This window comes from Enterococcus sp. DIV0213h (assembly GCF_051711285.1).
Classification (GTDB): domain Bacteria; phylum Bacillota; class Bacilli; order Lactobacillales; family Enterococcaceae; genus Enterococcus_D; species Enterococcus_D casseliflavus.
Window position 1 is genome coordinate 3439071 of sequence record NZ_JBIOMH010000001.1, and the last position, 13430, is coordinate 3452500.

General features: G+C 47.0%; 8 protein-coding genes, 25 tRNA genes, 2 rRNA genes, 1 riboswitch and 1 other annotated feature (1 of these 37 only partly in view). Of the genes, 3 read left to right on the forward strand and 32 right to left on the reverse strand.

All coding sequences use genetic code 11. The features are described 5' to 3' along the window. Window positions 1-27 precede the first annotated feature (27 nt). Together leuS and IGI77_RS16055 are read right to left on the reverse strand one after the other, a co-directional pair. Window positions 28-2442, reverse strand: coding sequence for a leucine--tRNA ligase (gene leuS / locus IGI77_RS16050; RefSeq protein WP_010749009.1), 2415 nt, complete (start codon window positions 2440-2442; stop codon window positions 28-30). A gap of 87 nt (window positions 2443-2529) precedes the next feature. Beyond that, window positions 2530-2749 (reverse strand) — a binding site (T-box leader). 42 nt (window positions 2750-2791) lie between these two features. Further along, window positions 2792-4489 carry a LysM peptidoglycan-binding domain-containing protein gene (locus IGI77_RS16055; protein WP_081116953.1) on the reverse strand — a complete coding sequence of 566 codons (1698 nt, stop codon included), beginning with the start codon at window positions 4487-4489 and terminating at the stop codon, window positions 2792-2794. A 300-nt stretch (window positions 4490-4789) separates the two neighbouring features. Here IGI77_RS16055 and IGI77_RS16060 point away from each other — a divergent pair, with 300 nt between their 5' ends. From IGI77_RS16060 to IGI77_RS16070, 3 genes are read left to right on the forward strand one after another with little or no spacing between them, the layout of a single operon-like run. After that, window positions 4790-5440 carry a phosphatase PAP2 family protein gene (locus IGI77_RS16060; RefSeq protein ID WP_015510495.1) on the forward strand — a complete coding sequence of 217 codons (651 nt, stop codon included), beginning with the start codon at window positions 4790-4792 and terminating at the stop codon, window positions 5438-5440. 14 nt (window positions 5441-5454) lie between these two features. Further along, entirely contained in the window at window positions 5455-6438 is a 984-nt protein-coding gene (locus IGI77_RS16065; protein ID WP_010749006.1) for a TIGR01212 family radical SAM protein, read from the forward strand. Then, window positions 6413-6991 carry a tRNA (mnm(5)s(2)U34)-methyltransferase gene (locus IGI77_RS16070; protein WP_015510496.1) on the forward strand — a complete coding sequence of 193 codons (579 nt, stop codon included), beginning with the start codon at window positions 6413-6415 and terminating at the stop codon, window positions 6989-6991. The genes IGI77_RS16065 and IGI77_RS16070 overlap by 26 nt, the downstream gene beginning before the upstream one ends. Before the next feature lie 24 nt (window positions 6992-7015). On the opposite strand, the gene IGI77_RS16075 is transcribed toward IGI77_RS16070, so the two are convergent. The 30 genes from IGI77_RS16075 to IGI77_RS16220 form a co-directional block, all read right to left on the reverse strand. Next, entirely contained in the window at window positions 7016-7795 is a 780-nt protein-coding gene (locus IGI77_RS16075; RefSeq protein ID WP_005227672.1) for an alpha/beta hydrolase, read from the reverse strand. A 22-nt stretch (window positions 7796-7817) separates the two neighbouring features. Continuing rightward, window positions 7818-9275, reverse strand: a complete 1458-nt coding sequence (locus IGI77_RS16080; RefSeq protein ID WP_438770342.1) for an MDR family MFS transporter — start codon at window positions 9273-9275, stop codon at window positions 7818-7820. Window positions 9276-9341: 66 nt separating this feature from the next. Then, on the reverse strand, window positions 9342-10526 hold the full coding sequence (gene metK, locus IGI77_RS16085) for a methionine adenosyltransferase (protein WP_438770343.1): 1185 nt from the start codon (window positions 10524-10526) through the stop codon (window positions 9342-9344). Beyond that, window positions 10524-10605, reverse strand: a riboswitch (SMK box riboswitch). It overlaps the preceding gene by 3 nt. A gap of 91 nt (window positions 10606-10696) precedes the next feature. Next, window positions 10697-10768 (reverse strand) — tRNA-Glu (locus IGI77_RS16090). 15 nt (window positions 10769-10783) lie between these two features. Further along, window positions 10784-10857, reverse strand: a tRNA-Ile gene (locus tag IGI77_RS16095). A gap of 16 nt (window positions 10858-10873) precedes the next feature. After that, window positions 10874-10944: transfer RNA gene (locus IGI77_RS16100), tRNA-Gly, on the reverse strand. 7 nt (window positions 10945-10951) lie between these two features. After that, window positions 10952-11024 (reverse strand) — tRNA-Phe (locus tag IGI77_RS16105). A gap of 8 nt (window positions 11025-11032) precedes the next feature. Then, window positions 11033-11106: transfer RNA gene (locus tag IGI77_RS16110), tRNA-Asp, on the reverse strand. 39 nt (window positions 11107-11145) lie between these two features. Continuing rightward, window positions 11146-11219: transfer RNA gene (locus IGI77_RS16115), tRNA-Met, on the reverse strand. Between the two features lie 66 nt (window positions 11220-11285). Beyond that, window positions 11286-11375 (reverse strand) — tRNA-Ser (locus tag IGI77_RS16120). A gap of 12 nt (window positions 11376-11387) precedes the next feature. Continuing rightward, window positions 11388-11459: transfer RNA gene (locus IGI77_RS16125), tRNA-Glu, on the reverse strand. A 9-nt stretch (window positions 11460-11468) separates the two neighbouring features. After that, window positions 11469-11556, reverse strand: a tRNA-Ser gene (locus IGI77_RS16130). 21 nt (window positions 11557-11577) lie between these two features. Continuing rightward, window positions 11578-11651 (reverse strand) — tRNA-Ile (locus IGI77_RS16135). Window positions 11652-11668: 17 nt separating this feature from the next. Next, window positions 11669-11739: transfer RNA gene (locus IGI77_RS16140), tRNA-Gly, on the reverse strand. 1 nt (window position 11740) lies between these two features. After that, a tRNA-Asp gene (locus IGI77_RS16145) sits at window positions 11741-11817 on the reverse strand. Window positions 11818-11855: 38 nt separating this feature from the next. Then, window positions 11856-11929, reverse strand: a tRNA-Met gene (locus tag IGI77_RS16150). 66 nt (window positions 11930-11995) lie between these two features. After that, a tRNA-Ser gene (locus tag IGI77_RS16155) sits at window positions 11996-12085 on the reverse strand. Window positions 12086-12111: 26 nt separating this feature from the next. Next, a tRNA-Ile gene (locus tag IGI77_RS16160) sits at window positions 12112-12185 on the reverse strand. 13 nt (window positions 12186-12198) lie between these two features. Next, window positions 12199-12272: transfer RNA gene (locus IGI77_RS16165), tRNA-Met, on the reverse strand. Between the two features lie 28 nt (window positions 12273-12300). Continuing rightward, a tRNA-Ala gene (locus IGI77_RS16170) sits at window positions 12301-12373 on the reverse strand. Between the two features lie 13 nt (window positions 12374-12386). Further along, window positions 12387-12460 (reverse strand) — tRNA-Pro (locus IGI77_RS16175). Window positions 12461-12471: 11 nt separating this feature from the next. Then, window positions 12472-12545 (reverse strand) — tRNA-Arg (locus tag IGI77_RS16180). A gap of 11 nt (window positions 12546-12556) precedes the next feature. Next, window positions 12557-12642 (reverse strand) — tRNA-Leu (locus IGI77_RS16185). A gap of 18 nt (window positions 12643-12660) precedes the next feature. Continuing rightward, window positions 12661-12732 (reverse strand) — tRNA-Gly (locus IGI77_RS16190). Window positions 12733-12742: 10 nt separating this feature from the next. Next, window positions 12743-12815 (reverse strand) — tRNA-Thr (locus tag IGI77_RS16195). A 7-nt stretch (window positions 12816-12822) separates the two neighbouring features. Further along, window positions 12823-12904: transfer RNA gene (locus tag IGI77_RS16200), tRNA-Leu, on the reverse strand. 14 nt (window positions 12905-12918) lie between these two features. Then, window positions 12919-12991: transfer RNA gene (locus IGI77_RS16205), tRNA-Lys, on the reverse strand. 3 nt (window positions 12992-12994) lie between these two features. Then, window positions 12995-13067 (reverse strand) — tRNA-Val (locus IGI77_RS16210). Between the two features lie 16 nt (window positions 13068-13083). Next, window positions 13084-13199 (reverse strand): 5S ribosomal RNA (rrf, locus tag IGI77_RS16215). A gap of 81 nt (window positions 13200-13280) precedes the next feature. After that, window positions 13281-13430: ribosomal RNA gene (locus IGI77_RS16220) — 23S ribosomal RNA — on the reverse strand (it continues 2765 nt past the right edge of the window).

Here is a 13430-nt window from a genome sequence, read left to right on the forward strand (position 1 = left end):
ATCTGCTAGGCAGCTATTTTTTAGCGTTTAGTTTGCAACGATATTGACCAATTTGTTCGGTACGACGATCACTTTACGGATCGTTTTTCCTTGGAGCTGTTCTTGGACAAGTTCGTTTTCTTGCGCCAATTGTTCAAGCACTGCTTTTTCGGCATCCGCTGGCACCATTGCTTTGGCGCGAACTTTGCCGTTGACTTGAAAGACGACTTCGATCTCGTCTTCCACTAGGGCACTTTCGTCATAGGTTGGCCATGGCACATAAGAGATCCCATGGTCATTCCCGAGGATCGACCATAGCTCTTCCCCGATATGCGGTGCGATCGGAGCCAATAGCTGCACAAATCCTTCGACATATTCGTAAGGCAAGGCATCGGCTTTGTACGCTTCATTGACAAAGACCATCAATTGGGAAATCGCCGTATTGAAGTGCAGCTGCTCAAAATCTTCCGTCACTTTCTTAACGGTTTGATGGTAAACTTTCGACAATTTGCCATCGTTGAATGTCGTGATGCGGTCACGCATTTTGCCATTTTCATCGACGATCAAGCGCCACACACGATCCAAGAATTTACGACTGCCTTCAAGACCATTCTCATTCCAAGCGATCGATGCATCCAATGGTCCCATAAACATTTCATATAGACGCAAAGTATCCGCACCGTATTGATTGATGACATCATCTGGATTGACGACGTTGCCGCGGGATTTTGACATTTTTTCATTGTTTTCCCCAAGGATCATCCCTTGGTTGAACAATTTTTCAAATGGTTCTTTCGTTGGCACGACACCGATATCATACAAGAATTTATGCCAGAAGCGAGCATAAAGCAAGTGCAAGACAGCGTGCTCTGCGCCACCGATATAAATATCGACTGGCATCCAGCGTTTCAATTTGTCGTAGTCTGCCAAAACAGACTTATTATGAGGATCGATAAAGCGCAAGAAATACCATGAGCTTCCAGCCCATTGCGGCATCGTATTGGTTTCACGACGTCCTTTTTTCCCGGTTTCAGGGTCGGTGACATTGACCCAATCTGTGACATTGGCTAATGGCGATTCACCAGTACCGCTTGGTTTGATATTGTCGGTTTTTGGCAAACGCAACGGCAGCTGATCTTCAGGAAGCGTCGTAGTCGTACCATCTTCCCAATGGATGATTGGGATTGGCTCTCCCCAATACCGTTGGCGAGAGAACAACCAATCGCGAAGACGATAGCTGACTTCTTTTTTCCCAACGTGGTTTTCTTCCAACCATGCGACCATTTTTTCGATGGCTGTCTCTTTGTCTAGCCCATCCAAAAAGTCTGAATTGATATGCAGTCCATCTTCGGTATAGGCAGATTCTTCCACGTTGCCCCCTGCCAATACAGGAATGATCTCTAAGCCAAATGTTTTGGCAAATTCGTGGTCACGTTCGTCATGGGCAGGAACCGCCATGATCGCACCTGTTCCATAAGAAGCCAAAACATAATCGGCGATCCAAATCGGGATCTCTTTACCATTCACGGGATTGATGGCATAGGCACCTGTGAAGACACCAGTTTTTTCTTTGGCCAAATCTGTTCGGTTCAAATCAGATTTTTTCGACGCTTCTTCTACATAGGCATCAATGGCTGCTTTTTGTTCTGGTGTAGTGATTTGGGCCACTAGCTCATGTTCTGGTGCCAATACGGCGTAGGTCGCACCAAACAAGGTATCTGGGCGAGTCGTAAAGACGGTAAAGTCTTTTTCCATCCCTGCCACTTTAAACGTAACGTTGGCTCCGACCGAACGTCCGATCCAATTGCGTTGCATTTCTTTGATGCTTTCTGGCCAATCAACTTCTTCTAAATCGTCCAACAAACGATCAGCATACGCTGTGATTTTCAGCATCCATTGGCGCATCGGTTTGCGGATCACATCGTAGCCGCCCCGTTCGCTTTTGCCGTCAATGACTTCTTCATTGGCGATCACGGTCCCAAGCTCTGGTACCCAGTTTACTGGAACTTCGGCTTCATAAGCTAACCCTTTTTCATAAAGCTTGGTAAAGATCCATTGCGTCCACTTGTAGTACTCGGGATCTGTCGTATTGATTTCACGATTCCAGTCATAGCTGAATCCTAGCGCATTGATTTGACGGCGGAAGGTCTCAATATTTTTCTTCGTGAATTCCGCTGGATCATTTCCAGTGTCTAATGCATATTGTTCGGCAGGCAGACCAAAGGCATCCCAGCCCATTGGGTGCAGTACATTGTACCCTTGGCTGCGTTTGAAGCGGCTCAAGATATCCGTAGCTGTATAGCCTTCTGGATGTCCGACATGTAATCCTTGTCCAGATGGATATGGGAACATATCTAGCGCATAAAATTTTGGTTTGTCCGGCTCATCATGGGTGTTGAATTCATTTTTCTTTGCCCAATATTTTTGCCATTTTTTTTCGATTTCTTTGTGATTGTAATTCACGATGGACTCCTCCTAAAAAATTGGTGTTTTGCTCGTCAAATCAACCAGCAAAACTTAAAAAAAGTCCTATAAAAATCGCTATGATTTTTATAGGACGTTATCAACGTGGTACCACCTAAGTTTATCTGCTCCTCAAAAAAGCAGACCTCGATGTTTTAACGGCCATCGCCGTATCTGCCTAGCCAAATCAGGTTCAGTCAGATATCACTCGAAGACGAGTTCGAAAGGTGTGCTGTGCATTTCCACCAACCATGCACTCTCTAAAAGTCCCACCGTACTTCTACTATTCCTTCTCAAACGTGAAAGTTTCTTTGCACTTATCCTAACAAAAATCATTAGGAATAGCAATCTATTTTACCCTAACTGTTTGTCCTGGGTAAATAAAGTTATTTTGAATATTGTTCCATTGGATAAATTGATCCGTCGTGATGCCGAACTTATCTGCGATCCCCCAAACAGAATCCCCCGATGCGACCTTGTAGGTACCATTTGTCGCTGAAGTGCTGGTAGTAGCTGCCGTGCCGCCTTGCTTGACGACCACCTTTTGTCCTGGATAGATAAAATCATTTTTGATGTTGTTCCAGCTGCGGAATTGGTCCATCGAAATCCCGTGTTTATTGGCAACTGACCAGACTGAATCACCAGAAGCCACCGTATAGGTGTTGCCTGCAGCACTGCTGCTGGTTTGGCTGCTGACGGTCGTGCTCGTCGTTGTACTTGTACGGGTAGAACTACCGCTGACAACCACCTTTTGACCTGGATAAACATAGTCATTTTTAATATTGTTCAAGCTGCGGAACTGATCCATCGAGATGCCATGCTTGTTAGCGATCGACCAGACTGAATCGCCAGCTGCCACCGTGTAGGTGCCGCCACTGCTTTGGCTAGCCGTTGATGCCGTGCTGACGGTCGTAGTACTGCTGGTATTCGTAGACGAACCACCGCTAACGACAACTTTTTGCCCTGGATAGACAAAATCATTTTTGATGTTGTTCAAACTGCGAAATTGATCCATCGAAATGCCATGCTTATTGGCGATCGACCAGACGGAATCACCAGAAACTACGGTGTAGGTATTGCCTGATGTAGTTGCTGAAGCATTGCGATTGACGATCGATACCGTTGAAGTTGCCGAAGTACTTTGGGCGCTGCCGTTGACTTTCAAGGTTTGTCCTGGATAAACAAAATCGTTTTTGATATTGTTCAAACTGCGCAACTGATCCATGGAGATGCCATGTTTGTTGGCGATCGACCAGACTGAGTCCCCCGAAGCGACTGTATAGGTTTGACTACCGCTCGTGCTGACAGCTGATGTCGTGGTCGTCGTACTCGTTGAAGCACTGGCTGTGGCGCCACCACCGGCATTGCCAGAAGCTGGCGTGTCATATTTCGTCAACCCAAATTGCTGGATCACGGCATTCAGTGAAGAGGCATAGTTTGGTGCAGTCGCATAACGTCCTGCTAGCCATGCGGTTGCATCAAGATATGAAGTCGTATTGCTTTTCCAAGCGCCAGAATAATACGCGACACCGCTTTGTAAAGAAGTTGAGCGTAAAGTACGTGCGTTATCTTCAAATGATTGCGTGTAAGATGGGTAACGCTTAAAGGGTTCATTCATAGTCAACCATTGGTTGTTCAAATATTCTAAGGTACTCATATAAACGGTTTGACCGTTATAGCTGCCTTTGATTCCGAAAAGATTGTAATTCGGTGCTTTTGATAAGCTGCTTCGGCCCCAACCACTTTCTAAAATGGCTTGCGCGATCATCACAGAAGCATATAGATCATTGGCGTTTGCCACAGGTTGGGCGTACGTAGCGATTTCAGCAATAAACGCGGAAGTATTCGGCGCGGCAAAATTGCTAGTAGAAACTTGGGCGATCGAGGTCTCTACGGCTTCTGCTTGAACCGATGACACCAATGGAGCTACAACAGAGCAAGCAGTCAGTGTTGTTCCTAAAACAACTGCACTTTTTTTGATCACTCGATACTTATCGCCCGATTGGTCTGCTTGACGATGTACTTTTCTTGATTGACTCGTGTTCATGTCCGTTATTCCTCCGTTTTTTCCTTATAGTGAACGTAGGTTTAGTATACAATTTCTTAAGAATTTATAAAAGGTATTTGAGCCGATTTCAGAAACTGTAAACTCTTTGTAATCAAACGAACATTTATTGCAATGAAGCAATTGGCCTGCTCCCGATAAACGTATCGCTTGCTCAGACGAGTAACACCTTGCTCGTTCCGCGCTTTTTCCGACTTGTGATAAATGCTATAATACCTTCTAGATGTCTCTTTGACTTAATGACAATAATTGACAGAAATTCTCTAGAAACGAGGCTTATCCATGCATAAAAAACTTTATTTTCAATTTGCGGGCAGTTGCTTTTTACTGCTGTTCGTTTTTCTCGGCTATGTCGTGAAATTTTACCCTACTTGGTTGGTCTCCTTTGACGAAACCTTGACTCGCATCATCCGCAGCGGCTACCCGTTTTGGACACCGTTTTTTCTATGGGTCACAAAATTTGCGAATCCTACCACGATCATCTTGCTTTTTCTCGCTGTTTTAGCTGTCTTAGTGATCAACAAATATTATGCTGAAGCCCTATGGCTCAGTATTGGTACCATCGGGATTGCTGGGCTCTTTAATCCATTGATCAAACTGGTCTTTTTACGGGAGCGCCCAACTCTTGAACACTTAGTCACGGAATCAAGTTTCAGTTTCCCCAGTGGACACTCGACGGGCAGTATGATTTTTTATGGAACCTTGCTCTTCTTGGTCCCAGTTTTCTTTAAGCAGCCTTTTTGGCAATGGGGCATCCGCCTTTTGCTGGGCCTTTTGATTGGCTGCATCGGCATCAGCCGTATTTATGTTGGTGTGCATTTCCCCAGTGATGTGTTAGGCGGTTTTTGTGTTGGCCTGTCTTGGCTGCTGTTGACCTATCCGTACTACTTGCAAAAACGCTTTGTCTGGCGCTTCACGCGTAAACAATTATAAAAGAAGGTAAAAAAATGAATCCATTTCCTTATGCAGAAGATAAAAACAAACGATACCATTCGTGGAACTTTGCTTTGCGGCAAGAATTTGGCGAAAAAATCTTTAAAGTCCCCATCGATGCGGGCTTCGACTGCCCCAATCGTGACGGCACCGTTGCCAAAGGCGGCTGTACATTTTGCAGTGTGTCCGGTTCTGGCGATATGATCGTAGCTCCTGAAGCCCCACTGCCAGAGCAGTTTGAAAAAGAGATCGCCATGATGCACAAAAAGTGGCCGCAAGTGGACAAATACATTGTCTATTTTCAAAACTTTACGAACACCCACGCACCGGTGGCAGTGATCCGCGAACGCTTCGAGCAAGTGCTGACACTACCTGGTGTTGTCGGGATCTCCATTGGGACCCGACCAGACTGCTTACCAGAAGATGTCGTTGACTATCTAGCAGAGCTCAATCAACGCTTTTATTTATGGGTCGAATTAGGACTGCAAACGACGTTTGAAACCACGAGCAATGCCATCAACCGCGCCCATGATTATCAAACTTACTTAGACGGCGTCGCCAGCCTGCGCAAACACAATATTCGTGTCTGTACCCATTTGATCAATGGCCTGCCAGGCGAGACGATCGAGATGATGCAAGAAAATGTCCGCCGCACCATTCAAGATTCTGATATCCAAGGCATCAAACTGCACCTGCTGCATTTGATGCGCAATACTCGGATGCTGCGGGATTATCATGAAGGACGTTTGCAATTGATGCGGCGCGATACCTATGTGTCATTGATCTGCGATCAGTTAGAAATGATCCCCCCAGAGATCATCATTCATCGCTTGACAGGCGATGCACCATGGGATTCTCTGGTAGGTCCAATGTGGAGTTTGAAAAAATGGGAAGTCTTGAATGAGATCGATCAAGAAATGCTGCGCCGCAACTCCTATCAAGGAAAATTCAACGTGCGAAAGGAGCCTGTCAATGCTGCCGACCGCCATGCGCTATAGCCACACCCTTTTAAAAGAAGTTCTGCAGCCGGGACAAACCGCCGTTGATGCCACGATGGGCAACGGCTTCGACACGGAATTACTGGCTTCCTTAGTTGGCCCAACTGGTCAGGTGTTTGCGTTTGATATTCAAGAACAAGCCCTGCAAGCTACCAAAAAGCGGTTGGCTGAAAAAGAGCTGTTGGCGCAAGTCCAGCTGATCCATCAAGGCCATGAGACGTTGGCAGAGGTTGTGAGTGGTCCGGTTCACGCCGCCATTTTCAATTTAGGCTACTTGCCGAAAGGGGACAAAGCGATCATCACGCTGCCTGATACAACGAAAACGGCTTTAGAAGCTTTACTGACACGTTTAGCCCCGAAAGGTAGAATCATCCTCGTCTGCTATTATGGACACGCTGGCGGCGAAGCAGAGCTGAAAGAAGTCCACTCCTTTTGTCAACAGCTGCCGCAAGAGGCATTCAATGTCCTTTCCTATCAATTTATCAATCAGCGCAACCAACCGCCGATCTTATTTTGTATCGAACGAAAAAACCATCAGTCCTCGGCACGTTAAGGTGTCGATCGACTGATGGTTTTTTTATTCACTAAAAAGCCATTGCAGGACTCGTTGGATCCATTGATCCCAGAAATTCCAATCATGATCCCCAGTTCCCGATTCAAACGTTACGGCTAGTTTGCGTTTTTGCAGCTTATCCACCGCATATTCACTTGCCGGATACAGCTGATCCTCGGTTCCGCAACTAATAAAAAAGCGCGGCGCTGTGCTTGGATCGATGGTCTCAATCAGATGGATCAAATCATTTTCTGACCCTTTGAATTGCTCTAATGGTCCAAAAATTCCTTCCCAATAAGCTTGGCTTCGCAGCTGCAGCAAGGAATCCATGCTTTCAGCCAGCGCTAATGCCCCAGACAAAGACGCTACCGCCGCAAACTGGTCAGGCTTTCTCAGCCCGAGTTTTACTGCCCCATAGCCCCCCATAGAAAGCCCAGCCGCAAAAGTTTTTTCTCGTTTTTGCGTCAGCTGAGGAAACAGCTCATGGCAAATCTGTGGTAATTCTTCGGCGATAAAAGTCCAATACTTCATCTCATAGGTCGTATCGGTATACCACCCCAGATCAGTAGACGGCATGATGACCGCTAGTTGATACTCTGCGGCATACCGCTCGATCGACGTCCGTCGCTGCCAGACACTATGATTTCCGTTCATCCCATGCAATAAATAAAGCACCGGGAGATCTGTGCCTGTCGATTGGCTTTGCGTGCCGATTTTTTTCTTGGTACTTTGAGGCAAGATCACATCGATCATTACCTCCATTTCAAGAACATTTGAATAGATATTTGCTTGTAAAAAAGCCATACAATCACCTGCGATCCTTTTTTTATATTGTACCAGATTCTCGCGAAATCGTGCGGGTCAAACCAATCGCTAGCACAATAAGTAAAACACCGATCCCAAAAACCCAGTGTAGACCGCTATAAAGAATCTCCCGTAATTGCCCTAATAATGCGGTTGGCAGCTGGCGCGCAGCGGCTGGATCTACTAGCTGATTCATGACACTGCTATCATTGACTTGTGCCTGTGCTAAGCCTACGCTATTCCTGGTGTTTAAAACGATACCGAAGACCGCTACCATGATGGTTTGCCCGATCGTTCGCAACAGGGTATTGAAAGAAGTCGCCACGCCGACTTGTGTGGGGCCAACGCTGGTTTGGGCAGTAACCGTACAAACCACCATCGTTGCCCCTAACCCGACGCCAGTAATAGAAGAAATGACCAAGAACAACCAGAATGAGGTCTGTGCCGGTGTCAAAAACAGCCACAAAGCACCGGTAGCCGTGATCAACAAGCTAACCGTCAAGACCCAGCTGACACTGTGCTGTGTCAACCAACGGCTGGCTAAGAAGGAGCCAATCATCCATAAAATCGACAACGGTGCCAACACAAGCCCGCCAATCCCCGCACTCATGCCTAAGACCCCTTGCATCCACATTGGGATATAAACATCGATCCCCATCAAGAAGCCGCTAGCCAAAGCTGCTACGATATTGACCACCACAAATAATTTTGAGTGAAACAGCTTCAGATCAATAATCGGATCTGCTGCTTTTTTCTCCACCCGAACGAAGCCGATGAACATAAGGACAGAAAAAACGAACAGACTGAGGATAGGCAGACTCACACCATAATCTCCCAGCAACTGGAAGCCTAGCAGGAGCCCTACTAGCGTCAACATCAACAAGAGACTGCCTGCATAATCAATGTTGACTGCAGCAAAGGCCTTTTTTTCTTCATGAAAATAAAACCAAATCAAGGCAATCAGCCCTAATCCAATGGGTACGTTGATAAAAAAGATCCAATGCCACCCGATCGTATCTACGATCAAGCCACCGGCTAAGGGACCAACGACACTGGCGATCCCCCAAGCCGTACTATTGAGCCCTAAGACTTTCGCCCGCTTTTCAACGGGATACAGGTCCGCAATGATCGTTAGGGCAACGGGCATCATGGCACCTGCGCCTAATCCTTGCAACGCTCTGGCAATGATCAACGTCAACATCGTGTTGGCCATCCCACAAAACGCCGACCCGATAATAAACAGCAACGTCCCAAATAAAAAGACTGGTTTGCGGCCGATATTATCGGCAAACTTGCCGTAGATCGGGGTCAACATCGCACTGGTCAAAAGATAGATCGAGAAGACCCAGTTCATGATCTCGATCCCTTTCAATGAACTGACGATGGTAGGCATCGCTGTCGTAATGATCGTTCCTTCGATTGCGGTCATAAACGTTGCGACAAAGACCGCAATGGTGACTAATTTTACATTGGTTCGCATATAACTCCTCCTTTTACTCCAAAAAAAAGAACCTCTATTGATAGTCATCAATAGAGGTCGCCTCTTTTAATCCTTCACACTTGCCAAAAGTGCCGACACCTTGTCGGTGCGTTCCCATGGCAAATCGATATCTGTACGACCGAAATGTCCGTAAGCGGCAGTCTGACGATAAATCGGACGGCGCAAATCTAACATTTCAATAATTCCTGCTGGTCGCAAATCAAAGTTTTCCCGTACCGCTTGGATCAAGCGCTCGTTGCTGACGGTTCCTGTACCAAAAGTGTTGATGCTGATCGAAACGGGCTGTGCCACACCGATCGCATAGGCTAATTGTACTTCCACTTTTTTGGCTAGGTTTGCTGCTACGATGTTTTTGGCAATGTAGCGAGCCGCATAGCTGGCTGAACGGTCAACTTTGGTTGCATCTTTTCCAGAAAACGCACCGCCGCCATGACGTGCATAGCCGCCATAAGTATCAACGATGATTTTTCTGCCAGTCAAACCGGCATCCCCTTGAGGACCGCCGATCACAAAACGACCAGTAGGATTGATATAATATTTTGTCTGCTCGTCTAAAAGATCGGCAGGGATCACTTCTTTGATCACTTTTTCGATGACATCACGGTGGATCATTTCATTATCAGCCGCATCATCATGCTGGGTACTAATAACGACGGTGTCCACTCTTTGTGGTTGATCGTTATCATCATATTCAACGGTTACTTGTGATTTTGCATCTGGACGCAAATAGCTTAGTTCGTTGTTTTTACGCAACTCTGCTAAGCGACGTACCAGCCGATGGCTCAACGCGATCGGTAAAGGCATCAATTCAGGTGTTTCATCAACGGCAAAACCAAACATCAAGCCTTGGTCGCCGGCACCGATATCTTCTTTATCCGTTTCTCCACGACTTTCTAAAGCATCGTCAACGCCTTGAGCGATATCTGGTGATTGCTCATCGATCGCTACCAAAACAGCAACCGTATCGCCGTCAAAGCCGAATTTTGCTCGTGTATAGCCGATTTCTTTGATGGTTTCTCGGACGACTTTTTGAATATCTACATAAGCAGAAGTAGAAATTTCTCCAAAGACTAAAACCAATCCGGTAGTAACTGACGTTTCGCAAGCGACCCGTGCCATTGGATCTTCGGCAAGCAACGCATCTAAGATGGCATCACTGATTTGGTCGGCTACTTTGTCTGGGTGTCCTTCTGAAACGGACTCTGATGTAAATAAGTGTTTCTCTGTCATTTTTGTATTCCCCCTAATATATGTTTCGGTTACAAGGCATCTTCGCAGCTGCGAATCCTTTCGGGAACTTGCAACGGACTGATTATAACAAATTTTGACTGCTCATGCTTGAAAAAATGATAAAAAGATCATTTTTGGGCAATAAAAAAACACTCTCAAGAGTGTTTGCATGATCCGTACGGGATTCGAACCCGTGTTACCGCCGTGAAAGGGCGGTGTCTTAACCGCTTGACCAACGGACCAGTTTAAAAATGTAATGGGCCTAAATGGACTCGAACCATCGACCTCACGCTTATCAGGCGTGCGCTCTAACCAGCTGAGCTATAGGCCCCAAATAAAAAATGCAAAGCGGGTGACGAGAATCGAACTCGCGACAACAGCTTGGAAGGCTGTAGTTTTACCACTAAACTACACCCGCATTCCTATGGCGCGGGACAGAATCGAACTGCCGACACATGGAGCTTCAATCCATTGCTCTACCAACTGAGCTACCGAGCCAAAAACAACGGTCTGGACGGGACTCGAACCCGCGACCTCCTGCGTGACAGGCAGGCATTCTAACCAACTGAACTACCAAACCAGAAGCTTTGTATTGCTGCTTTGCCGTTAAACAAAGCAATTGCGGGAGCAGGATTTGAACCTACGACCTTCGGGTTATGAGCCCGACGAGCTACCAGACTGCTCCATCCCGCGATAAGTAATTACTTTACAGTAATTAAAGGACTGTGATTCTTTTGCTCGCAACAAAAGAGACAGTTAAGGAGGATAAGGGATTCGAACCCTTGCACGGTTTTACCCGCCTGACGGTTTTCAAGACCGTTCCCTTCAGCCGGACTTGGGTAATCCTCCAAAAGTAAAAAATGATCCGTACGGGATTCGAACCCGTGTTACCGCCGTGAAAGGGCGGTGTCTTAACCACTTGACCAACGGACCAATAAAAAACGGAGAAGGAGGGATTTGAACCCTCGCGCCGGTTTCCCGACCTACACCCTTAGCAGGGGCGCCTCTTCAGCCACTTGAGTACTTCCCCAAATGTATGACTACATTTTGATGGGCCTAAATGGACTCGAACCATCGACCTCACGCTTATCAGGCGTGCGCTCTAACCAGCTGAGCTATAGGCCCCAAAAAATAAAAGCTAAAGCGGGTGACGAGAATCGAACTCGCGACAACAGCTTGGAAGGCTGTGGTTTTACCACTAAACTACACCCGCATGGCGGTCTGGACGGGACTCGAACCCGCGACCTCCTGCGTGACAGGCAGGCATTCTAACCAACTGAACTACCAAACCATATTTAGCTTTTATTGCGCTTTTGAAAACAAAAGCAATTGCGGGAGCAGGATTTGAACCTACGACCTTCGGGTTATGAGCCCGACGAGCTACCAGACTGCTCCATCCCGCGATAAGTAATTACTTTACAGTAATTAAAAGACTGTGATTCTTTTGCTCGCAACAAAAGAGACAGTTAAGGAGGATAAGGGATTCGAACCCTTGCACGGTTTTACCCGCCTGACGGTTTTCAAGACCGTTCCCTTCAGCCGGACTTGGGTAATCCTCCATAATAAAACAGATACAATGCCACAATGGACCTTGTAGGACTCGAACCTACGACCGGACGGTTATGAGCCGTCTGCTCTAACCAACTGAGCTAAAGGTCCAGGCTCTTAAAAATCGCGGCGGAGGGGATCGAACCCCCGACCTCCCGGGTATGAACCGGACGCTCTAGCCAGCTGAGCTACACCGCGTAAAAAAGAATCATTTATTCAAATGATATGGAGCCTAGCGGGATCGAACCGCTGACCTCCTGCGTGCAAAGCAGGCGCTCTCCCAGCTGAGCTAAGGCCCCTTTTGAAAAAGTATCGGGAAGACAGGATTCGAACCTGCGACCCCTTGGTCCCAAACCAAGTGCTCTACCAAGCTGAGCTACTTCCCGTTATTAAAAAGCGCGCCCAAGAGGAGTCGAACCCCTAACCTTTTGATCCGTAGTCAAACACTCTATCCAATTGAGCTATGGGCGCATATTATGAAATGCCGAGGACCGGAATCGAACCGGTACGGTGATCACTCACCGCAGGATTTTAAGTCCTGTGCGTCTGCCAGTTCCGCCACCCCGGCTGAAAATTGCTAAGGCAAAGCGGAAAACGGGGTTCGAACCCGCGACCCCCACCTTGGCAAGGTGGTGCTCTACCACTGAGCTATTTCCGCATATTCCTGATGCCGGCTAAAGGACTTGAACCCTCGACCCTCTGATTACAAATCAGATGCTCTACCAACTGAGCTAAGCCGGCAATGAAGTGCGGGTGAAGGGACTTGAACCCCCACGCCCGAAGGCGCTAGATCCTAAATCTAGTGCGTCTGCCAATTCCGCCACACCCGCATAGGTTATTACTATGAGTCGTACAGGGCTCGAACCTGTGACCCTCTGATTAAAAGTCAGATGCTCTACCAACTGAGCTAACGACTCATATGGGGGTTAACGGGATCGAACCGCTGACCCTCTGCTTGTAAGGCAGATGCTCTCCCAGCTGAGCTAAACCCCCATAAGGTAAAAAAAACGCGTGGCGACGTCCTACTCTCACAAAGGGAAACCCTTCACTACAATCGGCGCTAAGAAGCTTAACTTCTGTGTTCGGCATGGTTACAGGTGTATCCTTCTTGCTATCGCCACCACACTATTCAATTGAGTAAGTTTTGCTCACTCAAAACTGGATCGAAGAAATCAAAACTCTACGAGTTTACGTGCTTTTTTCTTTTTGGTTAAGTCCTCGATCGATTAGTATCAGTCCGCTCCAACCATCACTGGCCTTCCACTTCTGACCTATCTACCTGATCATCTCTCAGGGATCTTACTTTCTTAAAGAAATGGGAAATCTCATCTTGAGGTGGGCTTCACACTTAGATGC